This is a genomic window from Streptomyces sp. ST2-7A, from assembly GCF_021390475.1.
Classification (GTDB): Bacteria; Actinomycetota; Actinomycetes; order Streptomycetales; family Streptomycetaceae; genus Streptomyces.
Genome location: NZ_JAJUWS010000020.1, coordinates 56,880 through 80,013, shown reverse-complemented (window position 1 = coordinate 80,013; position 23,134 = coordinate 56,880). Strand labels below are relative to the sequence as shown.

Sequence of the window (23,134 nt, the reverse complement as noted above, 5' to 3'; positions counted from 1 at the left end):
GAACTGTATGGCAAAAATCCCGGGATGCCGATAGGCGCCCTTCCCGGGCATCCGATTTCGGCCGCCGTGAACGGATATCGGGCGGATACCGGCCGTACGCGGGCGGGCAGGGAATCACGGTCCTTCGGTCCGCCGGTTCCGCGGGCCGCCGGGGAGAGGGCGGGACGGGGATACCGGACCCGCTTGCCCGACACCACGCCCGATATCGGTGGGATCCGGGGCGTCCCGGACCCCACCGGACCGGGGGTCAGGCGGCCGGGCCCTCCCCGCTCACCGCCTCGGGGTCGGCCTGCGGGTCGACGGCCTCGCCGGTGATCACCGTCACCTCACCGAAGCCCAGGTCGCGCACCGGCTCCACGATCCGCGAGGCGTCACCCACCAGGACCGTCACCAGGCGGTCGACGGGGAAGGAGGCGACGGCGGCGGCCGTCGCCTCCACCGTGCCGGTCTCGGCCAGACGCTCGTACATCCGCGCCTGGAAGTCGTCCGGCAACTCCTGCTCCACCTGGTCGGCGAGGGTGCCCGCCACCGCGGCGGCCGTCTCGAACCGCAGCGGGGCCACGCCCACCAGGTTCCGCACCGCCGTGTCCCGCTCGGCGTCGGTCAGTCCCTCCTCGGCCAGGGTGACCAGCACCCGGCGCAGGTCGGCCATCGCCTCGCCGGTGACCTCGGTGGCCACCGATCCGCTGATCGCCAGCAGCGAGCCACCGGTGCCGTCGGCGGAGGAGCGCAGCACCCGGGCGTACGCCCGCACGCCGTAGGTGTAGCCCTTCTCCTCGCGCAACACCAGGTCGAGCCGGGAGGTCAGCGTGCCGCCCAGGCAGTAGACGCCCAACTGCTGGGCGGGCCAGACCCGGTCGTGCCGGTCCGGGCCCACCCGGCCGATGAGCAGCTGGGTCTGCACCGAACCGGGTCGGTCCACCACGATCACCCGCGGCGAGTCGTCACCGGTCACCGGCGCGTACGGGGCCGGGGGACGGTCGTCGCCCCGCCAGGTGCCCAGGGTCTCCCCCAGCATCCCGTCCAGTTCCACACCGGTCAGGTCGCCGACCACCACCGCGGTGGCCGTGGAGGGCCGCAGGTGCGCCTCGTGGAAGGCGCGCACGGCCTTGGTGTCGATGCGCGCGACGGTCTCCGCGGAGCCCTGGCGGGGCCGGGACATCCGGCTGTCGGCGGGGAAGAGCGCCTCGGACAGGGCGATCGCCGCCCGGCGGGCCGGGTTGGCCAGCTCGTGCGGGATCTCGTCGAGGCGGTTGCGGACCAGCCGCTCCACCTCGTGCTCGGGGAAGGCGGGGGCCCGCAGGGAGTCGGCCAGCAACTCCAGGCCCCGCCCCAGCCGGGAGGCGGGGACCTCGAGGGAGATCCGGATCCCGGCGTGGTCGGCCCAGGAATCCAGCGTCGCCCCGCAGCGCTCCAGTTCGGCGGCGAACTCCTCGCCGGTGTGCCGGTCGGTGCCCTCGGACAGGGCGCGGGCGGTGACGGTCGCCACGCCCTCCCGGTCCCGGGGCTCGGCGGCCAGCGGGGCGGGCAGGTGGATCTCCACCGCCACCACGCGCTGTCCGGGGCGGTGGCTGCGCAGCACGGTCAGGCCGTTGGGCAGCCTGGAGCGGTCGGGGGCCGGGAAGGCCCAGGGCTTCGGGGTACCGCTGCCGGGCCGGGGGTGCAGCCGCATCCCGGTCTCCCCGGCGGTGGTCGTCTCGGTGTCCGTCACCGCTGCTCCTCGCTCTCGGTGCCCGTGGTCTCGGCGACGTCCGCTTCGGTCTCCGCGCCGGTGTCGGCGGGTTCCCCGCCCGGCTCGTAGACCAGGACCGCCCGATTGCGGGGGTGCAGTCGGGCGGCTGCGACCTCGCGGACCTCCTGCGGGGTGACCGCGAGCACCCGCTCCACCGCGGTCAGCGCCAGCTGCGGGTCGCCGAAGAGGACTGCGTAGCGGCACAGTTCGTCGGCGCGTCCGCCGACCGTGGCCAGGCGGTCCAGCCACTCGCGCTCCAATTGGGCGCGGGCCCGCTCCATCTCCTCGTCGGTGGGGCCCTCGGCGGCGAACCGCGCGAGTTCCTCGTCGACGGCCGCCTCGATGACGGGGATCTCCGCGTCGCCGGAGGTCTTCACGTCCAGCCAGCCCAGGGAGGGCGCGCCGGTCAGCCGCAACAGGCCGAACCCGGCCGTCACCGCCGTGCCGTCGTGTCGCACCAGGCGGTTGTGCAGACGGGAGGACTCGCCGCCGCCCAGCACCGTCAACGCCAGGTCGGCGGCGTCGGCCTCGCGGGTGCCGTCGTGCGGGAGTCGGTAGGCGGCCATCAGGGCGCGCGCCGGGACGTCGGCGACCACCTCGCGGCGCAGTTCCTCGCCGAGGATCTCCGGGAGGGTGCCGTCGCGCGGCGGGTGCTTGCCGTCGTGGGCGGGGATGGTGCCGAAGTACTTCTCGACCCACTCCAGGGTCCGCTCGGCGTCGATGTCGCCGACGACCGCCAGGACCGCGTTGTTCGGGGCGTAGTAGGTCCGGAAGAACTCCCGGGCGTCCTCCAGCGAGGCGGCGTCCAGGTGGGCCATCGAACCGATGGGGGTGTGGTGGTACGGGTGCCCCTCGGGGTACGCCATCGACACCAGCTTTTCGAACGCGGTGCCGTAGGGGACGTTGTCGTACCGCTGGCGACGTTCGTTCTTCACCACGTCGCGCTGGTTGTCCAGGGACTCCTGGCCGAGCACCGTCAGCAGGGTGCCCATCCGGTCGGCCTCCAGCCAGAGCGCGAGCTCCAGCTCATGGGCCGGCATGGTCTCGAAGTAGTTGGTGCGCTCGAAGCTGGTGGTGCCGTTGAGCGAGCCGCCGGCGCCCTGCACCAGCTCGAAGTGTCCGTTGCCGGAGACCTGGGCCGACCCCTCGAACATCAGGTGCTCGAAGAGGTGCGCCAGGCCGGTGCGGTCCGGCCGCTCGTGGCGGGAGCCCACGTCGTACCAGAGGCAGACCGCCGCGACGGGGGTGAGGTGGTCCTCCGAGAGCACCACGCGCAGGCCGTTGGCCAGCCGGTGCTCGGTCGCGGTGAGTCCGCCGACGGACTCCCGTGGGGTGGCCGTGTGGCCGATGGTCATGTGGTTCCTTTCGTCGTGTCGCCGACGGGGGGGCCGGCGGGCACGGGCGGTTCGGTGCGGGCGGGCCCGCGGCACGGCCGGGTGGCCGACAGGGCACGGAACCGGGTCGGGACGCACGGGCCGGCGGCCGTTCCCGCCGGGCCGATCGGCGGGGGCGGTGCGCACGGTGCCCCGGAACCCGGGTACCGTGGCCCGGCCGGGCGACCGGCCGCGGGCCGGTTCCCGGACGGACGTTGTCACTGTATGCGCGGATGCCCTCGCGGGGCGAAGCCCCGAACGGATCCGCCGCCATCAAACCGGACCGGTCCGGCGGTTCGTTGTCACCGGCACGGTCCACAATGGTCGGCGGCGCGCGTCACCGGGGGTCGCGTCGGCACCCGCCCCGCGGCGTGCCGCCCGCCCTGATCGCCCGTCCCCGACCGTCCGTCACGTGCCGAAGGAGCGCCAGCCGCGATGGCCCGCCGCAGTACGAAGACCCCGCCGTCCGACGATTTCGAGGAGCGGATCCTCGACATCGACGTCGTGGACGAGATGCAGGGCTCCTTCCTGGAATACGCCTACTCGGTGATCTACTCCCGCGCGCTCCCCGACGCCCGGGACGGTCTCAAGCCGGTGCACCGCCGCATCCTGTACCAGATGCACGAGATGGGGCTGCGCCCCGACCGCGCGCATGTGAAGTGCGCCCGCGTGGTCGGCGAGGTGATGGGCAAGCTCCATCCGCACGGTGACTCGGCCATCTACGACGCCCTGGTGCGGATGGCTCAGCCGTTCTCCATGCGGCTGCCGCTGGTCGACGGCCACGGCAACTTCGGTTCCCTGGGCAACGACGACCCGCCCGCCGCCATGCGGTACACCGAGTGCCGTTCCGCCTCGCCGGCCGAGCTGATGACCGCTTCGATCGACGAGGACACCGTCGACTTCGCGCCGAACTACGACGGCAGCGAGCAGGAGCCCGTCGCACTTCCCGCCGCCTACCCGAACCTGCTGGTCAACGGCGCCTCCGGGATCGCCGTGGGCATGGCCACCAACATGCCCCCGCACAACCTGGGCGAGGTGATCGCCGCCGCCAAGTACCTGCTCAAGCACCCGGGCGCCGACCTGACCACGCTGATGCGCTTCGTCCCCGGCCCCGACCTGCCAACCGGCGGGCGGATCACCGGTCTGGACGGCATCCGTGGCGCCTACGAGAACGGGCGCGGCACCTTCCGCATCCGGGCCACCGTCGCCGTCGAGCAGGTGACCCCGCGCCGCAAGGGCCTGATCGTCACCGAACTACCGTTCACGGTGGGTCCGGAGAAGGTCATCTCGAAGATCAAGGACCTGGTCAACGCCAAGAAGCTCCAGGGCATCGCGGACGTGAAGGACCTGACCGACCGCAACCACGGGCTGCGGCTGGTCATCGAGATCAAGAACGGCTTCAACCCCGAGGCCGTGCTCGCCCAGCTCTACAAGCTCACCCCGATGGAGGAGTCCTTCGGGATCAACAACGTGGCCCTGGTGGACGGCCAGCCCCTCACCCTCGGGCTGAAGGAGCTGCTCCAGGTCTACCTGGACCACCGGTTGACGGTGGTGCGGCGGCGCAGCGAACACCGACGCGGTCGGCGCGAGGACCGCCTCCACCTGGTCGAGGGCCTGCTGATCGCCCTGCTGGACATCGACGAGGTGATCCGGCTCATCCGCGCCAGCGACGACTCCGCGGCGGCGAAGGACGCGCTGATGGGGCGCTTCGAACTGAGCGAGACGCAGACCCGCTACATCCTGGACACCCCGCTGCGTCGGCTGACCCGCTTCGACCGGCTGGAGCTGGAGACCGAGCGCGACCGCCTCACCGGGGAAATCGCCGAGCTGACCCGGATCCTGGAGTCCGACGCCGAGCTGCGCCGGGTGGTCTCCTCCGAGCTGACCGAGGTGTCCCGGAGGTTCGGCACCCCGCGCCGCACCGAGCTGTCGCAGGAGGACGGGGCGCCGCTCGCCACCGTGCCGCTGCAGGTGGCCGACGACCCGTGCCGGGTGCTGCTCTCCTCCACCGGGCTGCTGACCCGCACCACCGGCCCGGAGCACCTCTTCGAGCAGAGCACCGCCGGCAAACGCGCCAAGCACGACGTCATCGTCTCCGCGGTGCCCGCCACCACCCGTGGCGAGATCGGCGCGGTGACCTCCGCCGGCCGATTGCTGCGGCTACAGGTGGTGGACCTGCCGGAACTGCCCCTCGACGCGACCGGACCGGGTCTCACCGAGGCCGTTCCGCTCGCCGAGTTCGTCTCCCTCGAGGGGGAGGAACGGGTGCTCTGCCTGACCGGCCTCGACGAGTCCTCGCCCGGTCTGGCGCTGGGCACCGAGCAGGGCGTGGTCAAGCGGGTCGTCCCCGACTACCCGGCGGGCAAGGACGAACTGGAGGTCATCTCGCTGCGCGAGGGGGACCGACTGGTGGGCGCGGTCGAGCTGCGCACCGGCGAGGAGGACCTGGTCTTCATCACCGACGAAGCGCAGTTGCTGCGCTACCCGGCCTCGCAGGTGCGCCCGCAGGGGCGGCCGGCGGGCGGCATGGCGGGCGTCAAGCTGCCGGAGGGGGGCCGGGTGCTCTCCTTCACGGCCGTGGACCCGGCCGTCGAGGCGGTGGTCTTCACGATGGCCGCCGGTACCGGGGCGGCGGGGTCCCGGGGCTCCGCGAAGCTGACCCCGTTCGAGCAGTACCCGCGCAAGGGCCGGGCCACCGGCGGGGTGCGCTGTCAGCGCTTCCTCAAGGACGAGGAGCGTCTCGCCTTCGCCTGGGCCGGGCCGGCGCCCGCCCGGGCCGCCACCGCCTCGGGCGCGGCGGCGACGCTGCCGGAGCCCGATCCGCGTCGGGACGGCTCGGGTGTCCCGGTGCCCAAGGCGATCGCGGTGATGGCCGGGCCGGTCGGTCGGGACGTCTGACCGACCGGTGCCCGCCCGCACGGGCGGGCACCGGCACGTCCGGGGATTCGCGGGGCCGGGCACGGCGGGGCACACTCGTCGTGCCGCCGGCCGGATCAGTACGGCGGGGTACGCATCGTCGGGGTATCCGGGGTCGCCGACGGCGTACGGGGGCGTCGTGTCGTACGAGTCCCCGGGTTCGCCCGGCTCGCCGCCGGCGTACGGGTCCCGCGACGCCGACGATCCGATGCCCGCCCACGGACTCCCGGCCCACCGGTCGGCTCCCACCGGGGTGGGAAGACCGGCGCCGGTGCCGGCCTCCTCGCGATCGACCGGTTCGTCGGCAGGGGTGTCGGTCGGGTGGTCGACGAATCTCAGCACACCGTAGAGCGCGTCGGGCCGGGCGTCCTCCGGCCCGGCGCCGACGCACTCCTCGAGTTCCGCGCGCAACGCCTCGGTGTCGATCCCGGCGCCGATCAGCACGAGTTCGGTGCGGCGCGGATCCCCCTCGGGCCACGGCTCGGGGCGGTAGCGCAGGAAGCGCCCCACCGCGTGCAGGACGAACCGCCGGTCCGGCTCACCGGGCGGGAGCGCGAAGCGGACCGTGCCCTTGATCCGGTACAGGCCCTCCGGGCGACGTTCGGTGAAGGCCGCGAAGCGACGTGGGCCGAGCGGTTCGTCGGCCGTGAAGGCCAGCGAGGCGTAGCCGGCGTGCAGATGGCCCGCGTGGTCCCCCTCCCCCGCGTCCGCCGTGCAGCAGACGGGGACCGGTGGAGAGGGATGGATGCCCTCCCCGGGCCGGCCGGTTTCGACCGGTCCGTCGTCGGGGCCGGCGGGGGTTCCGGTGTCCCCGGCCTCCTCCGCGAGGAGATCTCCGAAGCTCAACTGCCGGGGGCCGTCGCTCCCCCGTCGCACGGGATCGAAGAGCAGTTCGGGGTCCACCCGCCCGTGGACGGTCGTGACCACCGGGGCGCCGGCGGCCAGGGCACGAACCTCCCCCAGCAGGACCCCCAACCGCTCCTCCGGCAACCGATCCACCTTGTTCAGCACCACCAGGTCGGCGACGGCCAGGTGCCGCTCGATCCCCGGGTGCCGCTCACGGGTTGCGGTGAACTCGGCGGCGTCGACCACCTCCACCAGCCCGCCGTAGAGCACCCGGGGGGAGGAGGCTGCGAGCACCATGCGGGCGAGCACCTCCGGCTCGGCCAGGCCACTGGCCTCGATGACGATCAGATCGATGCCCACCGAGGGCTCCGCCAGCCGCCCCAGCATCTCGTCCAGGTCCTCGGTGTCCACCGCACAGCACAGACAACCGTTGCCCAGCGAGACCATCGAGTCGACCTGCCCGGAGACGGCGAAGGCGTCCACACCGATGCTGCCGAAGTCGTTGACCACCGCGCCGATGCGCAGCCCGCGCCGGTTGTGCAGGAGGTGGTTGAGGAGGGTGGTCTTCCCCGCGCCCAGGAAACCCGTCAGGACGAGCACCGGGATGCGCCCGCCGGATGCCGCCGTCACCTGTCCGTCCCTTCCGTCGGCCCGGCAGTGCCGGGAGGTCCGCCGCGCCGATCACCGTCGCGGGTGGTGATCAGCATAGGCCGCCGCGTTCCGCCGATCCGAAGGGCGGGGCGGGGATGCGGATCGGCTGTGCGAGCGGCGATTCCCGGCCGAATTCCGACCGTCCCCCATGTCGTTCCCCGGAATGTTCCGGCCCCGTCGCCGGGGCGGAGACGCCGGGGCGGAGACGCCGGGGCGGGTGAGTGACAGGCCGTGCGGCCTGTCACCCACCCTCCGGCGTCCCCGGGATCTTCCTCAGGTGTCGATGCGGGAGCGGTCCAGACCGGCGGCGGAGCCCGCGATGAACTCCCGGCGCGGCGCCACGTCGTTCCCCATCAGCAGGGCGAACGCCGCCTCGGCCGCCTCGAGGTCGAGGATGTTGATCCGGCGCAGGGTGCGGTGGCGCGGGTCCATGGTCGTCTCGGCCAGTTGGTCGGCGTCCATCTCGCCCAGGCCCTTGTAGCGCTGGATCGACTCCTTGAAGCGGATGCCCCGTTCGGTGAGGTCCCGCAGGGTGTCCCGCAACTCGGAGTCCGAGTAGGTGTACCGGTACTTCTCCTGGCCCCGCCGGGGGTTGATCAACTCGATGCGGTGCAGCGGGGGGACCGCGGAGAAGACCCGGCCCTGCTCGACCATCGGGCGCATGTAACGCTGGAAGAGGGTCAGCAGCAGGCAGCGGATGTGCGCGCCGTCCACGTCCGCGTCCGCGAGGAAGATCACCTTGCCGTAGCGCGCCTGATCGATGTCGAAGGTGCGCCCGGAGCCGGCTCCTATGACCTGGATGATGGCGCCGCACTCGACGTTCTTGAGCATGTCCGACACCGAGGACTTCTGGACGTTGAGGATCTTGCCCCGGATCGGCAGCAGCGCCTGGAACTCGCTGTTGCGGGCGAGCTTGGCGGTGCCCAGCGCGCTGTCGCCCTCGACGATGAACAGTTCGCTGCGGTCCACGTCGTCGCTGCGGCAGTCTGCCAGCTTGGCGGGCAGCGAGGAGGACTCCAGCGCCGTCTTGCGGCGCTGGGCCTCCTTGTGCTGACGGGCGGCGATCCGGGTGCGGGCGGCGGCGACGGTCTTCTCCAGAACCGCCCGGGCCTGCTGCTTGTCATCCCGCTTGGCCGAGGTCAGGAAGGCCTTGAGCTCCTTGGCCACGACCTGGCCGACGATCCGGGTCGCGGCGGAGGTGCCCAGCACCTCCTTGGTCTGCCCCTCGAACTGTGGTTCGGCCAGTCGGACGGTGACGACCGCCGTGAGACCCTCCAGGGCGTCGTCCTTGACGACATCGTCCTCGGCGACGCGCAGCAGCTTGGCCGAACGCAGCACCTCGTTGACGGTACGGGTGACCGCCCGTTCGAAGCCGGCGACGTGGGTGCCGCCCTTGGGGGTGGCGATGATGTTGACGAAGGACTTGAGCGTGGTCTCATAGCCGGTGCCCCAGCGCATCGCGATATCGACCCGCAGATCCCGCTTGACCTCGGTCGGGATCATGTGGCCGCGGTCGTCCAGGACCGGCACGGTCTCCTTGAAGGTGCCCTCGCCGCGCAGCCGCAGCACGTCACAGATCGGCCGGTCGGGGGCCAGGAACTCGCAGAACTCCCCGATGCCGCCGTCGTAGTGGAAGATCTCGGTGGTGCCCTTGGCGTCGTCGCCCTCCGCGATCTCCCCGTCGGCGCCGACCTTCCCCACCTCCCGCTCGTCGCGCACGACGATGGTCAGGCCGGGGACCAGGAAGGCGGTCTGGCGGGCACGGGCGTACAGATTCTCCGGGGAGAGCTCGGCGTCCTTGAGGAAGATCTGCCGGTCGGCCCAGTAGCGCACCCGGGTGCCGGTGCGCTCGCGGGGCACCCGCCCGCCCTTGACGAGGCCGCCACCGGGCTCGAAGGGCGCGTCGGGGCCCTCTCCGGCGAAGGAGCCGGGGGTCCCGCGCCGGAAGCCGATGGAGTGCGTGCGCCCGTCGCGGTCCACCTCGACATCGAGCCGGGCCGAGAGGGCGTTGACGACGGAGGCGCCGACACCGTGCAGGCCACCGGAGGCCGCGTAGGAGCCGCCACCGAACTTGCCGCCGGCGTGGAGTTTGGTCATCACCACCTCGACGCCGGACAGACCGGTGCGCGGCTCCACGTCCACCGGGATGCCACGACCGTTGTCGCGGACCTCCACGGATCCGTCGGCGCGCAGGATCACCTCGATGTGGTCGCAGTGGCCCCCGAGGGCCTCGTCCACGGAGTTGTCGATGATCTCCCACAGGCAGTGGGTCAGCCCCCGACTGTCCGTGGAACCGATGTACATACCGGGGCGCTTGCGGACCGCCTCGAGGCCCTCGAGGACCAACAGGTGCCGCGCGGTGTAGTTGCCCCCGGTCTCGGCACCGGTGAGCAGCGCGGTGGACGGCACGGACGTATCGGCGGTCACGCAGTTCGCTCCTCGCTGAATTCTGCTGGGTGGCGGGTTCGCCGCTCAGAGGGTACCGAGGCCCAACGACGCGGCTGACCGGGCACCCCGGCGTCTTCCCACCCTACCGGAACCGATCTGGTGTTCGATTTCGGGAAGAGGTGAGTGACACATCGCGTTCCTTTCGAGGCATGAACCAATTAGGCTCCGGGCACGTCCTTCTCCACAAGGGCATTCGTCAACGGCGACCGACCCCACCCGGGAGGACGGCGGCGACGGCGTCCGTGGCCGGAGAACCAACGGGACACCATCACCCAGCGAAACCGATCATCCACCATCTGCGACGACAGCGCGACCATACGAGCACCACACCGCACTACGGCCCATTCGCCGCCAACGGGCAGCATCCGGTGACCGAGGAAGTCGAGAAGGGATTTCCGAGAAAAAGCCGCGAGCGGGAACGTTTTCGGCCCGGTTGGATGTTGACCCTGGTACGACAGCTCGTCGAGCTAGAGAAGAGGCGACGTGACTACTGTTCTGACCCCCGCGACCCCGCTGACCGCCGCTGACCGCTGCGACCGCTGCGGCGCCCAGGCGTACCTGCGCGTCGTGCTCGTGAACGGCGGCGAGCTCCTGTTCTGCGCCCACCACGGCCGTAAGTTCGCTCCGGAGCTCAAGAAGATCGCCGCCGATATCCAGGACGAGACGGAGCGGCTCTCCACGACCGGCGCGACCGGCACGGAGGACGAGCGCTGACCCGACGCGGGCCCGGAGCCCGCCCGGCGAGCTGATCCGACACGGTCGGAGTTCGAACACGGCCGCCCCCACCCGGGGGCGGCCGTGTCGTCGTGTCCGGGCCCGGGTGCGGCGCGCCGGGTATCCGCCGCCCGGGCCGTTCGGGCCCCACCGGGGACACCGGAGGACAGCGGGACGTGCCCGTGCCGCCCCGGGGCGGGGAGCCGGGGCGGCACGGGGGAATCGGCAGGGCGGGGCACACCCCGTGGTGGAACGGCCCGCTCAGCCCGACAGGCCGAGTCGCTGCGCCGCCATCGCGCCCGAGGTGTACACACCGGGCTTGTTCGGCAGACCGCATCCCACACCCCAGGAGACCAGTCCGACGAGGCGCCCGTGGGCCACCAGCGGTCCCCCGCTGTCCCCCTGGCAGGCGTCCGCGCCACCCCCCGGAAGGCCCGCGCAAACCATCTCACCGCGCACGAAACGCCCCTCCGGGCCACCCGGGTAGGCCGCCGCGCACTCCGCGTCGGAGATCATCCGGACATCCGCGGCCAGCAACACCGGGGAGTGGCTCCCGTCACCCCTGGTGTCCCCCCAACCCAACACCCGGGCCGGGGTACCCGCCGCGTACACCGGGTCCCCCGCACGGGCCACCGGCAGGGCCCACCCCGCGGGCAGCGCCTCGGCCAACTCCAACACCGCCAGATCCCCGATGTTGGTCCACGGGTCGTAGCGGGGATCGGTCCGGAGGGAGGTCACGGCGATCTCCCGTCCCTCACCCGTGCGGCGCAGATCGTCGCGTCCCACGATCACCCGCAGGTCCGGCAGGCGCTCGGGGCGAACGCCCAGCACGCGGCGGTCCAGGCAGTGGGCGGCGGTGATCACCGTGGTCGGCCCGATCAGCGCACCGCCGCAGAACTGTCCCGAACGGGACTCGCCGAAACGGGCCCGGCTGGCCAGGGCCACCGCCCACGGGCTGTCACCGGTGTGGGCGGGCAGGCCGCCCACCACGACGTCCCGGGCCGCCGCGGGCGTCCCCGTACCCCCGCCCGGCAGCGCGGCGGCCAGCGGGGCACAGAGACCCAGTGCCACGCCGATCAGCGCGGCGCGTCGCATCGCAGGGAAAGGACCGCGCCGAAAGGAGCCGCGTCGGGGGCCGGGGGCGTCGCCGGGCCGGGGGGCGGCTCGCCGGCGGGTGAGGGGACGCCGGGTGAATGCGCGCATGGAGACCTGCCGTTCCTGCGGTGGGGATCCGGGACGGACACGCTCCTGGCGTCCGCCGGTCGTCTGGCATCCCCACCATGCCCGGCACGGGCACTCCACGCACCCGACCGGATACCCGAAGTCACCGATCGGGTGGTTTCCCGTCTCCCCGGGTGCCGCCCCGCCCGGCGTGGCGTTCGGGCCCCGAATCCGCGTACGGGCTTCTCACCGGCCTCCTCCTCCGGCCGTGGATCGGCCCGGCACCCCCGCCACGGGCACCGGACACGCGCCCGGGGCCCGGTCGTCACCGACCGGGCCCCGGCGGGCGGCCCCTCACGCGGGGCCGTGGCGCATCAGTCGAGGTAGTCCCTGAGCACCTGCGAACGCGAGGGGTGCCGCAGCTTGGACATCGTCTTGGACTCGATCTGACGGATGCGCTCACGGGTCACGCCATAGACCTTGCCGATCTCGTCCAGCGTCTTGGGCTGCCCGTCGGTCAGACCGAAGCGCATCGAGACCACACCGGCCTCGCGCTCGCTGAGGGTGTCCAGCACCGAGTGCAGCTGCTCCTGCAGGAGCGTGAAGCTCACCGCGTCGGCGGGCACCACGGCCTCGGAGTCCTCGATGAGGTCACCGAACTCGCTGTCCCCGTCCTCGCCGAGCGGGGTGTGCAGGGAGATCGGCTCGCGACCGTACTTCTGGACCTCGACCACCTTCTCGGGGGTCATGTCCAGTTCCTTGGCCAGCTCCTCCGGGGTGGGCTCGCGCCCGAGGTCCTGAAGCATCTGGCGCTGCACCCGGGCCAGCTTGTTGATGACCTCCACCATGTGGACCGGGATCCGGATGGTGCGCGCCTGGTCGGCCATGGCGCGGGTGATCGCCTGCCGGATCCACCAGGTGGCGTAGGTCGAGAACTTGTAGCCCTTGGTGTAGTCGAACTTCTCGACGGCCCGGATCAGACCGAGGTTGCCCTCCTGGATGAGGTCCAGGAAGAGCATCCCACGACCGGTGTACCGCTTGGCCAGCGACACCACCAGACGGAGGTTGGCCTCCAGCAGGTGGTTCTTGGCCCGGCGGCCGTCCTCCGCGATGATCTCCAGCTCGCGCTTGAGCTTGGGGGCGATCTTGTCCGCGCCGGCGAGCTTGTCCTCGGCGAAGAGGCCGGCCTCGATCCGCTTGGCCAGCTCCACCTCCTGCTCGGCGTTGAGGAGCGGGACCTTGCCGATCTGCTTGAGGTAGTCCTTGACCGGGTCGGCGGTGGCACCGGCGGCGGCGACCTGCTGGGCGGGGGCGTCGTCCTCGTCCTCGTCCGACAGGACGAAGCCCTCGTTCTCCGGCTTCCCCGGCGTCCCCTCGGCCGCTCCCTCGGGACGGGCCCCGGTCGCGCCGGCGAGCTCCTCCGCGGGCTCCTCCTCGGCCAGCATCTCGTCGGCGACGTTCTTGCCGGCCGCGGTCGTCTTGCCGCCGGCGGTCTTCTTCGCCGCGCGCTTGGCGGGGGCCGCCTTCTTCGCGGTCTTCTTGGCCGGGGCGGCCTTCTTCGCGGTCTTCTTGGCCGGCGCCTTCGCCGCGACGGAGGTCTCGGACGCCTCATCGGCGGCCGGCTCGGCGGCCACGGCGGTCTTCGTGGAAGTGGAGACGGTGCGCGTGGCCGTGCGCTTGGCGGATGCCTTGGCCGCGACGCTCTTGCGGGCGCGTTTGGGGGTTTCGGCGGCACTCACCATCAGCGTCACGCCTTCCTCGTCGAGGATTTGGTTGAGGCTGCGCAGCACGTTCTTCCACTGAGTGGGAGGGATCCGATCCGCCTCGAAGGCCCGGCGTACGTCATCGCCGGCGATCTGCCCTTCAGCCTTCCCTCGTTCGATGAGCGCCATCACAGAATCGGATTCGGCGATCTCTGCAGGGAGCGTACGGGGAGTGCTGGCCGACACGAACAACCTCTCGGAACTCTGGGAACGGCTTGGGGACCACCCGTTGGGGGTCCCCGACCGGTGGCGGGGATCGACCACCGGTGGCGACGAAGGACGACCGACCTCCGGATCCCGCTGAGTTCCGCGGGGCCCGGGGGATTCGATTCCCGTTGTCACCTCTTGAGTCATCGCGCTGCGCCCGGAAGCGTTACGCACACCTTCGCGTGGTCCGAGTCACACCGCCCCTCCGACTGTAACCGGCCGGCGGTCCAAGACGGGGCGCCCGGCGGACACGCCGTGCCGGAACCATCGGATCGACACGGGTGTTCCCGTGCCGACGTATGCCCGTTCGTCCCGAAACCAATCCGACGAACGGCCGGGACACCCGGAAGGCGGGGCGGGTCGGCGGAACGGTCCGGCTCCGGCGGTCGGGGCGATCCGATCGGTCGGGTGGTGGAGCCGGCGATGGGGCGCGGGCGCCCGTCGGGTGTCACCGACCGGGCCTCCCCGCGGGGACCGCCGGACGGCGCCGGGTGCTTCCGATCCCCGCCGGGCGCGAACACCGGGGTGGGTCGACCTCGACGAAGCGCGACGGGGGGTGGGTACCGGCGGGGATCGGACGCCGCCCCGCCGGTACCGACCCCCCGTCCCCGCCGATCAGTGCTCGCGGGGGGCGGGCACCACCGTGTCGGGCCCCGGAGCCGGCTCCTCTCCGGTGCGGGGGTCGAGCAACGCCCGCGCCGCGGCCTCGGCCGCCTCCGGATCACCGGCCGAGACCGCGTCCAGGATGCGCTGGTGATGGGTCAGGCACGCCTCGTTCGACTGCCGGCAGGGACCGTCGGTGCCGCCGGAGACCTGCAGCGCGACGGCGACGATACCGGCGAGGTGCTCGAGCATCCGGTTGTCGGCGGCCCGCAGCAGGAGTGCGTGGAATTCCGAGTCGGCGCGGGAGAAGGTCAGCCCGTCACCCTGCTCGATGGCGTGGCGCAGGATGTCCACCATGTCGGAGAGGCGGGCCCGCACCTCCTCGTCACAGCGTTCGGCTGCGAGCCGGGCGGCCGACGGCTCGATACCGACCCGCAACTCCCACAGTTCGCGACGCTGTTCGTCGCGCTGCGGACCGAAGGCACGCCATTCGATGATGTCCGGGTCCAGGAGATTCCAATCCGCGACCGAACGCACCCGGGTACCCACATTGGGACGGGCGCTGACCAGTCCCTTGGCCTCCAGCACCCGCAGGGATTCACGGACGACGGTGCGGGAGACCTCGAACCGCTGACCGATCTCCTCGGGGACCAGGGGGCGGTCCGCCCCGAGATCGCCGGAGACGATCATCTGGCCGAGCTGCTGGACGAGTTGGCCGTGCAGGCCGCGCCCGCGGTTACCCGCCGCACGACGACCGGGACGGCCCATGTCGTTCTCACCCGCGCCCCACGCGGGGGCACCGGTGGCGGTCGTGGCGCCCCGGGCACCGGTGGAGTCGGGGTAACCGAAGCGGTCGGCCTCACCCGAAGCGGCTGCGGACCGGGCGGCGGACATCATGGAATGCGCAAGGGTAGTCACGCATCCTTTGTCGGCGGCCCCGGCCGTCCGCTTGAGGTCTTTGCTGAAAAGCACACGAAAGGGTGATCGGCACCCTGTAGATAATTGACGAATTATCACCTCAAACCAGACATTTCCCCAGGGGGCGTGCGTCGAGTGTTTCCCGCTCCCCCATCCGCCGTTTCCACCCCCCGCGGCTGCCCGCGCGTCACTCCCGGGGCCGACCCGAACCGCCCCTCCGCGCGCCGTCCCCCTCCGGCGCCGGCCACGGTCCCGTACCCGCCCCCGGTCCGGGGCACGGCGATCCGCCCCACCGAAAGGGATGTCCCGGCGTCCGCCCACCGACGCCGCAGCGCCGTGAACGCGCAGCGCAGCGGGAGCGCCACCAGCACCGAACCGAACAGCGCCGGCACCACCCACCACCCGGGCCCCCCGACCCCGGGCAACCGGGCGAGCGTCTCGGCGAAGGCGGGGAACCAGGCGGCGGGGGTGGCCGGCAGGTCCGCGCCGGGCAGCGGTGCCGAGCCCAGGGCGTCGACGAGTCGACCGGTCGGGGAAACGCCCGACCCCGGGGCGAGGAGGCCGGAGGGGAGCAGCGGCGCGAGCACGAGCAGCGCCGGCGGCAGCAGGAGAACACCCGAGACCCCCACCGCACCGGAACGGAACACCGCGGCGAGCAGCGGACCGAGCACGGCACAGCAGACCGCCGGCCCGGCACCCTCCACCACCGCCCGCAACGCCGGTACCGGGGCGGCTCCCGACACCGCGACCCAACCGTCCGTCGTTCCGGTGAACAGGGGGAACACCGAGGCGCCGATCAGGGCCGCCAGGGCGGACATCGACAGGGCGGCGGTCGTGGCGACCACGATCGTGGCCGAGAGCGGGGCGCACCGGCGCACCCCGACCACCCGGGGCAGCAGTCCGGGGCGACGCAGCTCCTGTCCCACCGCCGCCGCTCCCAACCAACCCGCCGTCAGCGCGGAGACCGGCACCGGGAGCACCGGCGCCCACCCCAGCAACACGCGTGGGTGCAGGATCGCCCCCTCGTGACCCCCGTGCGCCAGGATTCCGGCCAGGAGGACGGTGAGGAGCACCCCCGCCGCCGCGCCCGCCGCCATCGCCCGGGAACCGCACCAACGCAGCACCTCGTACCGCAACGGGCGTGCCGGGGCCGCCGGCAGGGGGGCGCGCCGGACCGTTCCCCTCTCCCGTGTGCCGCGCGGCTCGGGGACCCGTTCCCCGGGACGTCGGCAGGGACGTCCATCCGCCCGGCCGGCCGGTCCCGGAGCGCGGCGGTCACCCGTCGTCCCGGTCTCGCGGGTCAACTCGTGCAGGACCAGGCGGTGGCGGTGGGCGATCTCCCCGACCTCGGCGCAGTCCGTCCCGTACACCGACAGCCGTCCGCCGGATTCCACCACCACCTCGGGGAGAGCGGGGACGTCCGGGAAACCGGAGGGCGTGGGTCCACCGGGTCCGTCGAAGCGGTCGGGACCCGGTCCGGCGCCGGCGGCCCCGGAAGCCGCCGTACCGACCGGTCCGGCGCCGGTGTCCCCCGACCGCGCCGCGGCCGGTGCCCCGACCGCCCGGAACTCCCGGCTCAGCAGGGACGCCAGGCGTTCGGCGTGCGGGGTGCGGACCGCCACCCGGGGGCGCAGCCTGGTGCGGACGAAGTCCTCGGCCACCTGGTCCGCGACCAGGTGGCCGTCCGCGACGGAGATCACCCGGTCCGCGATCCGGGCCGCCTCGGCGGGGTCCCGTGAGGTGACCAGGGCGGTGCCACCCGCCCCGGCCCATCCGCGCACCAGTCCGTGCAGCAGGGCCGCCTCCCGGGGGTCGAGATCCCGGGTCGGCTCGTCCAGCAGGAGGGTATGGGGATCGCCGATCAGGGCCGTCGCCAGGACGAGCCGCCGTTCCATGCCCCGGGAGAGGGTGGACGCCCGACGGTCGGCGAGGCCGGTCATCCCCACCGCCTCCATCAGCTCATCGGCCCGGGCCGCGGGAACCCCGGCCGCGGCGGCGGAGAGCTTCAGGTGCCCCCGGACCGTCCGGCCCGGGTGCGGCTCGGGGTCCCCCAGCAGGGCACCGATCTCCCGTGCCGGGCGCGGGATGCGACGGACCGGACGGCCCCGGACGAGAGCCGCGCCCCGATGCGGTGCCAGTCCCAACAACAGGCGGAGCGTGGTGGTCTTCCCCGCCCCGGGCGGGCCGAGCAGCACGGTGACGTCCCCGGGTCGGGCGTCGAAGGTGAGGTCGTCCACGACGGGCTCCCGCCGGCGTCCGAACGGCCCGGTGAGTCCGATGGCCTGGATCATCGCTGCCCCCGGTGATCACGGTGCGGCCCCCGCGCCTTTGCGCAGGGTGACCACACGGTAGCCAGGAGGAACCGTGCCGCCGGGGAACCGATCTCCTTGTCGGTTGATCGGACCCGAATGGTGGCGGGCCGGCCGGGTGCCCGCTTCCCCGGCGAGCCCCGGGGCGGCGCCCCGACCCGTCCCGGTCTCACACCTCCGGTCGAAGCATCGGTGGATTGAGCAGGGTGGCCCCTCCGGCCCGGAACAACTGCGCGGGGCGCCCACCCTGGCGGGTGGTGGTGCCACCACTGGGCACCAGGAATCCGGGGGTGCCGGTGACCTTGCGATGGAAGTTGCGCGGGTCCAGCGCGACGCCCCACACCACCTCGTAGACCCGGCGCAACTCCCCCACCGTGAACTCGGGCGGGCAGAAGGCGGTGGCCAGGGAGGAGTACTCGAGCTTGGAGCGCGCCCGTTCCACACCGTCGGTGAGGATCCGATCGTGGTCGAAGGCGAGCGGCCCCCGGGGCACCTCCGGGTCGCCGGGGGTGCCCGCGCCGTCGGCATCCCCCTCGCCCGGGGAGACGCCCGTGCCGGTGGCGGAGGTCTCCGTGCCGCTGCCCGGGGTCGACCTCGCCGGAAGGAGTTCGGCCACCGGCACCCATCGGGCGCTGCCCGCGTCACCCCCGGCCACCGGGGCCGGCAGATCGGGGGCCAGTACCAGGTGGGCCACGCTGACCACCCGCATCCGGGGGTCGCGGCCCGGCTCCCCGTAGGTCGCCAACTGCTCCAGGTGTACCCCCGGCCGCTCGGTCCCGGGCTCGCGCGACCGCAGCCCCGTCTCCTCTCCCAACTCGCGGGCGGCCGCCGCCGCCAGATCCTCCCGCTCCCGGACGAAACCGCCCGGCAGGGCCCAGCGCCCCTTGTGAGGGGGTTCCCCGCGCCGGACCACCAACGCGCACAACGCGTGCCGTCGAACGGTGAGCACGACCAGGTCCACGGTGACGGCGAACGGCGGGAAGGCCGACGGGTCGTAGGGCATACGGTGATCATAGTCGTCTGCCTGACGATAATCAGTCCCTCGCGAACGACCGTCGTGACCGCAGCGAGCGCCGCAGGGGCTCCGGGTCCAGCCCCTCGTTCAACGCGTGGTGGAGCAGGCCGGCCATGAGACAGCGCGGGTCGGTCTCCAACGCCCGCGCCAGCGCGATCCGCGCCTCCACCTCGTCCCCCAGCGACCATGCCACCCACCCCACCAGCGTCAACGGGGCCGCCGCGTGCACGCCGTACTCCGCCACACAGCGCCGCGAGAGCGCCCGCCACAGTCTCAGGGCGGCCCGCCCGTCGGCCCCCTCCTGCCACTCGGCGGCCCGGTCCCGCGTCTCGCGGTCCTGCAGACCGAGGATGAGGGAGGCCGCCTCCACCGAGGACAACAGCGCGTCGTCACGGGTGTCCGCCATGGCCGGTGAACCGCGTCGGGGCTCGACCCCGCCGCGACGGAACCGGCCCACCAGTCGTCGGACCAGGTCGACGGTCTCCTCCCGCAGGAGCGTGAGGCCCGCCTCGTCACCCAGCACCCGGGGCGCCATCGCGGCGAGCGCCTCGTCCAGGGCCCGGAGCTGGTCCTCCGCCGCCGCTCCCCGGGCGGGGGCGATGCGACGTTCCATCTCGCTGCGGGTGGGCGGCATCGGGACACCCGCCAGGACCGATACCGCGGCCAGTTCGGAGTGTCCCGGTCGGGGGCGGGAGACTCCCTCGGGCGGCCAGTCCGACACCTCCGGCCCCGTATAGGGCCAGTAGCGGTCGCCGGACAGACAGAGCGCCCGATGCACCGGCACGGCCAGCGCGGCGCAGGAGGAGCGCAGCAGCGCTGCGAACGGACGCAGGCGTTCCATCACCTGACGAGGGGACTCCCCCGACCTCGGGTCCCGGCACAGATAGAGCACCGCCGAGGCGGGCACCCCCTCACGCCGTCGCGAACCCTCCAGCAGGCAGTCCGCCACCGCCTCGGCGGCCCGGGGCCAGTCCGCCGGGGACTCCGGGATGGGGGCGCGCACCCGCCCGCCGAGCCGTCCGCCGTTCCGGTGCACGGCGACCAGCACCAGCGAATCCTCCGGGTGGAAGCCCAGCAGGTGGGGCAGCGCGTCCACCAGCTCCTCCGCACCGCGCAGGACGACGGCCGGGGCATCCGGTGCCCCGGTACGGGACCCGCCTCCGTCGCCGGCCGTGACCTCCCGTCGTCCGGTGCCCGGCCGACGGGAGGTCACCGGTCGGGTCGGCTCGGTGCGGGCGGGCCGCAGGGACGGCGACGGTCGGGACGCGTGCCCGGCGGGGATCGGGGCGGGGATCCCGGTCCCGATCACCCGTCGGCGCGGCAGCGGCCGATGGCCGTCGGCGCACCGGAAGAGGACCGGACGGGGGACACCGCGGCCGGTCGGAGCGCTCCGGCAACCCCGGCCGACGAAGGGCGTCGTGGCGCCGGGAAGGGGACCGGTGGGCGGTCGGGAGGGGAGGGAACAGGCGCCGGAGCCGGGTTCCTCACCTGCGGGACGGCGCGGGGCGGGGATCCGGACGCCGACGGGGAGCGGGACCCGGGCGGGTGGACGGGTCGCCGCCACACGGAAGGGGACCCCGGGGCGCCGGCTCCGACATCCCGGCACTCCCCTCGGATGCCCGACCGGGTGCGCGGTCGGATCGGGTGCCGGGAGAGGGGCCGGGACCCGATCCGGGACATCGGCACCGTCGCCGTTCGGGCCGTGGGCGGACCCCCCGGACCTGCCGGAGCCGGGAGTCCCGAAACCGGGGGTGCCGGGGCCCGGAGCGTCGGAGCCGGGGGGCTCGGAACCGAAGGCGTCGGATCCGGGGGTGCGGGGGCGCGGGGCGTCGGGGAGAGCCGAACGCACCGGCGTCCCGGGAGTCGGGGCGGGAGCGGCGGCGGGGTCGGCCCCGTCACCGCTCGGCCCGGTACCGGTGGGATGACCGCATGCGACCCCGGGGCCCGACGGGCCGATCGGGGCGTCGCGGTCCGTCCGCTCCCGTGGTGCGGAGTGGACGATCGGACCGCCGGACAGGGCGGGGAGGGCGGGCACGGAACCGTCGGACGAACCGCGGGAGGACTCGTGGTGTCGTGTCATGGCAGCACCGTGCCGGCTCGGGACGAAATCGTCTCCCGCGTCATCCACAGGCACCCGAGACGATCCGATCATCGCGGGTGCCTGTGGACGGTGATTCGCCGCCGGCCACCCGTATCGGCTTCCATGGAGGCCATGGAACAGCTTCCCGGCAACGATCCCTCCGACCCTCCGTCCACCGACGCCCCGGCGTCCCCCTCCCCGTCCCCGGAGCCCGGCGGAGAGCTGCGGGTCCGCGCGGACACCGTGCTGGCCGAACTGGTCGGAGTCCCCGGCGCCGTGTTGCGGGAGGATCAGTGGCGGGCGGTGGAGGCCCTGGTGGCACACCGCCGCCGGGCCCTGGTCGTCCAGCGCACCGGCTGGGGGAAGTCCGCCGTGTACTTCGTGGCCACCGCCCTGCTGCGCCGCGAGGGAGGGGGCCCCACCGTCATCGTCTCCCCCCTGCTGGCCCTGATGCGCAACCAGATCGACGCCGCCGCGCGCGCCGGTATCCGGGCCCGGACCATCAACTCGGCCAACCCCGAGGAGTGGGAGGGGATCGAGAAGGAGATCGCCGCAGGGGCCGTGGATGTCCTGCTCGTCAGTCCGGAACGCCTGAACAACCCGGACTTCCGGGACAACGTGCTGCCCCGGCTGGCCGCCGGCACCGGCCTGTTGGTGGTGGACGAGGCGCACTGCATCTCCGACTGGGGACACGACTTCCGTCCCGACTACCGCCGTCTGCGCACCGTCCTGGCCGACCTGCCCGAGGGGGTACCCGTCCTGGCCACCACGGCGACCGCCAACGCCCGGGTCACCGCCGACATCGCCGAGCAATTGGGCACCGGCGCCACCGGGAGGGACGGCACGGAGCGGGAGACGGGACACGCGCTGGTGTTGCGCGGCTCCCTGGAGCGCGAGAGTCTGCGGCTGTCGGTGGTGCGGCTGCCGGACTCCGCCCACCGCCTGGCCTGGCTGGATCGACGACTGAGCGAACTGCCCGGCTCCGGCATCATCTACGCGATGACCGTCGCCGCGGCCGAGGAGACCGCCGCCCACCTGCGCGAACGCGGCCACGTGGTCGCCGCGTACACCGGGCGCACCGAGGCCGCCGAGCGGGCCGCCGCCGAGTCCGACCTGCTGGCCAACCGGGTGAAGGCGCTTGTCGCGACCTCCGCCCTGGGCATGGGTTTCGACAAGCCCGACCTGGGCTTCGTCGCGCACCTGGGCTCGCCCTCCTCCCCCATCGCCTACTACCAGCAGATCGGCCGGGCCGGGCGCGGCACCGACCGCGCCGAGGTGATCCTGCTACCGGGCCCGGAGGACTCCGCGATCTGGAGGTACTTCGCCTCCCTGGCCTTCCCGCCGGAGGAGCAGGTGCGCCAGACCCTGCGGGTGCTCGGTGAGTCGGAGCGACCGCTGTCGCTGCCGGCCCTCGAACCACTGGTCGGCCTGCGGCGTTCCCGGCTGGAGACCATGCTCAAGGTGTTGGACGTGGACGGCGCCGTGCGCCGGGTGCGGGGTGGGTGGATCGGCACCGGCGAACCGTGGGTGTACGACACCGAGCGGTACGAGCGGGTGGCGAGGCGGCGTGCCGAGGAGGAGCGCGCCATGCTGGAGTACGCCGACCTGTCCGACTGCCGTATGGAGTATCTGCGGCGACAGTTGGACGACGAGGGTGCCCGGCCCTGTGGTCGCTGTGACAACTGCGCGGGCGCCCGCTTCGACGCGTCGGTGGAGGAGGAGGCCCTGGCCGCCTCCCGCCGTGACCTGCGCCGCCCCGGCGTACCGATCGAGCCGCGCCGGATGTGGCCCACCGGCATGCAGGCGGTCGGTGTGGATCTGCGCGGCAAAATCCCCGCCGGCGAACAGCACGCGCCCGGGCGGGCCCTGGGTCGCCTCTCCGACCTGGGGTGGGGCGACCGGCTGCGTCCCCTGCTGGGCAACCGGGGGGCGGACGGGCCGGTCCCGGACGACGTCCTGCGAGCGGTGGTGGAGGTGCTGGCCGACTGGGCGCGGGGGCCCGGCGGTTGGGCCTCCGGCGATCCGGACGCCCCGGCCAGGCCGATCGGCGTGGTCACCGTGGCCTCCCGGGACCGGCCCCGGTTGGTGGCGAGCCTGGGGGCGCGCGTCGCCGAGGTGGGTCGGATGCCACTGCTGGGATCGGTGGCGGTCAACGGCCCGCACACGCCCCGCAGCAACAGCGCGCAGCGGCTGCGAACGCTGCACGAGTCGTTGGTACCCGACGCCGACCTGTCCGCCGCGCTGCCCTCGCTCGACGGCCCGGTGTTCCTGGTGGACGACTGGACCGAGACCGGTTGGACACTGGCGGTGGCGTCCCGGCTGCTGCGGCGGGGCGGCGCGCCGGGGGTGCTGCCCCTGGTCCTCGCCGTGCAGGGCTGAGCCCCGGGCGGGGTCGGAC

General features: G+C 73.3%; 12 protein-coding genes and 1 pseudogene. 3 read left to right on the top strand and 10 right to left on the bottom strand.

Translation table 11 applies throughout. The features are described 5' to 3' along the window. Positions 1 to 247: 247 nt before the first annotated feature. Together LZF96_RS14180 and LZF96_RS14175 are read right to left on the bottom strand one after the other, a co-directional pair. Positions 248 to 1,672, bottom strand: a complete 1,425-nt coding sequence (locus tag LZF96_RS14180) for a pitrilysin family protein (RefSeq protein WP_233871308.1) — start codon at positions 1,670 to 1,672, stop codon at positions 248 to 250. 35 nt (positions 1,673 to 1,707) lie between these two features. Continuing rightward, positions 1,708 to 3,087: a pitrilysin family protein gene (locus LZF96_RS14175; protein WP_233871248.1), complete on the bottom strand. Its 1,380-nt coding sequence runs from the start codon at positions 3,085 to 3,087 to the stop codon at positions 1,708 to 1,710. A gap of 453 nt (positions 3,088 to 3,540) precedes the next feature. Here LZF96_RS14175 and LZF96_RS14170 point away from each other — a divergent pair, with 453 nt between their 5' ends. Continuing rightward, complete coding sequence (locus LZF96_RS14170; RefSeq protein WP_233871245.1) at positions 3,541 to 6,003, top strand: DNA topoisomerase (ATP-hydrolyzing) subunit A; 2,463 nt, start codon at positions 3,541 to 3,543, stop codon at positions 6,001 to 6,003. Positions 6,004 to 6,333: 330 nt separating this feature from the next. Here the strand turns inward: LZF96_RS14170 and LZF96_RS14165 are convergent. Together LZF96_RS14165 and LZF96_RS14160 are read right to left on the bottom strand one after the other, a co-directional pair. Beyond that, a pseudogene (locus tag LZF96_RS14165) lies at positions 6,334 to 7,497 on the bottom strand (GTP-binding protein); the annotation flags it as partial. Between the two features lie 294 nt (positions 7,498 to 7,791). After that, the gene (locus LZF96_RS14160; protein ID WP_233871242.1) at positions 7,792 to 9,945 is read right to left on the bottom strand and encodes a type IIA DNA topoisomerase subunit B; all 2,154 of its coding nucleotides are present in this window, start codon (positions 9,943 to 9,945) and stop codon (positions 7,792 to 7,794) included. Between the two features lie 504 nt (positions 9,946 to 10,449). Between LZF96_RS14160 and LZF96_RS14155 the strand changes: the two genes are divergently transcribed. Beyond that, positions 10,450 to 10,680, top strand: a complete 231-nt coding sequence (locus tag LZF96_RS14155) for a hypothetical protein (RefSeq protein ID WP_233871239.1) — start codon at positions 10,450 to 10,452, stop codon at positions 10,678 to 10,680. Positions 10,681 to 10,941: 261 nt separating this feature from the next. Here the strand turns inward: LZF96_RS14155 and LZF96_RS14150 are convergent, their stop codons facing one another. The 6 genes from LZF96_RS14150 to LZF96_RS27045 form a co-directional block, all read right to left on the bottom strand. Next, on the bottom strand, positions 10,942 to 11,775 hold the full coding sequence (locus LZF96_RS14150; protein ID WP_233871236.1) for a serine protease: 834 nt from the start codon (positions 11,773 to 11,775) through the stop codon (positions 10,942 to 10,944). A gap of 440 nt (positions 11,776 to 12,215) precedes the next feature. Further along, positions 12,216 to 13,790: an RNA polymerase sigma factor gene (locus LZF96_RS14145; RefSeq protein WP_308294204.1), complete on the bottom strand. Its 1,575-nt coding sequence runs from the start codon at positions 13,788 to 13,790 to the stop codon at positions 12,216 to 12,218. Between the two features lie 636 nt (positions 13,791 to 14,426). Next, positions 14,427 to 15,386, bottom strand: coding sequence for a FadR/GntR family transcriptional regulator (locus LZF96_RS14140; RefSeq protein ID WP_308294203.1), 960 nt, complete (start codon positions 15,384 to 15,386; stop codon positions 14,427 to 14,429). 41 nt (positions 15,387 to 15,427) lie between these two features. Then, entirely contained in the window at positions 15,428 to 17,623 is a 2,196-nt protein-coding gene (locus LZF96_RS14135) for an ABC transporter ATP-binding protein (protein ID WP_233871226.1), read from the bottom strand. A 187-nt stretch (positions 17,624 to 17,810) separates the two neighbouring features. Further along, complete coding sequence (locus LZF96_RS14130; protein ID WP_233871224.1) at positions 17,811 to 18,644, bottom strand: NUDIX domain-containing protein; 834 nt, start codon at positions 18,642 to 18,644, stop codon at positions 17,811 to 17,813. Between the two features lie 31 nt (positions 18,645 to 18,675). Then, positions 18,676 to 19,869 (bottom strand): DUF4192 domain-containing protein, encoded by a 1,194-nt coding sequence (locus LZF96_RS27045; RefSeq protein WP_233871221.1) that lies wholly within the window; start codon positions 19,867 to 19,869, stop codon positions 18,676 to 18,678. Between the two features lie 999 nt (positions 19,870 to 20,868). Here LZF96_RS27045 and LZF96_RS14115 point away from each other — a divergent pair. Beyond that, the gene (locus tag LZF96_RS14115) at positions 20,869 to 23,115 is read left to right on the top strand and encodes an ATP-dependent DNA helicase RecQ (protein ID WP_233871218.1); all 2,247 of its coding nucleotides are present in this window, start codon (positions 20,869 to 20,871) and stop codon (positions 23,113 to 23,115) included. The last annotated feature ends 19 nt before the right edge of the window (positions 23,116 to 23,134 follow it).

Coding starts and splice junctions, on each gene's coding strand:
- LZF96_RS14115 (WP_233871218.1), top strand. CDS start 20,869: ATGGAACAGCTTCCCGGCAACGATCCCTCCGACCCTCCGTCCACCGAC.
- LZF96_RS14130 (WP_233871224.1), bottom strand. CDS start 18,644: ATGCCCTACGACCCGTCGGCCTTCCCGCCGTTCGCCGTCACCGTGGAC.
- LZF96_RS14135 (WP_233871226.1), bottom strand. CDS start 17,623: ATGATCCAGGCCATCGGACTCACCGGGCCGTTCGGACGCCGGCGGGAG.
- LZF96_RS14170 (WP_233871245.1), top strand. CDS start 3,541: ATGGCCCGCCGCAGTACGAAGACCCCGCCGTCCGACGATTTCGAGGAG.
- LZF96_RS14150 (WP_233871236.1), bottom strand. CDS start 11,775: ATGCGACGCGCCGCGCTGATCGGCGTGGCACTGGGTCTCTGTGCCCCG.
- LZF96_RS14175 (WP_233871248.1), bottom strand. CDS start 3,087: ATGACCATCGGCCACACGGCCACCCCACGGGAGTCCGTCGGCGGACTC.
- LZF96_RS14180 (WP_233871308.1), bottom strand. CDS start 1,672: ATGCGGCTGCACCCCCGGCCCGGCAGCGGTACCCCGAAGCCCTGGGCC.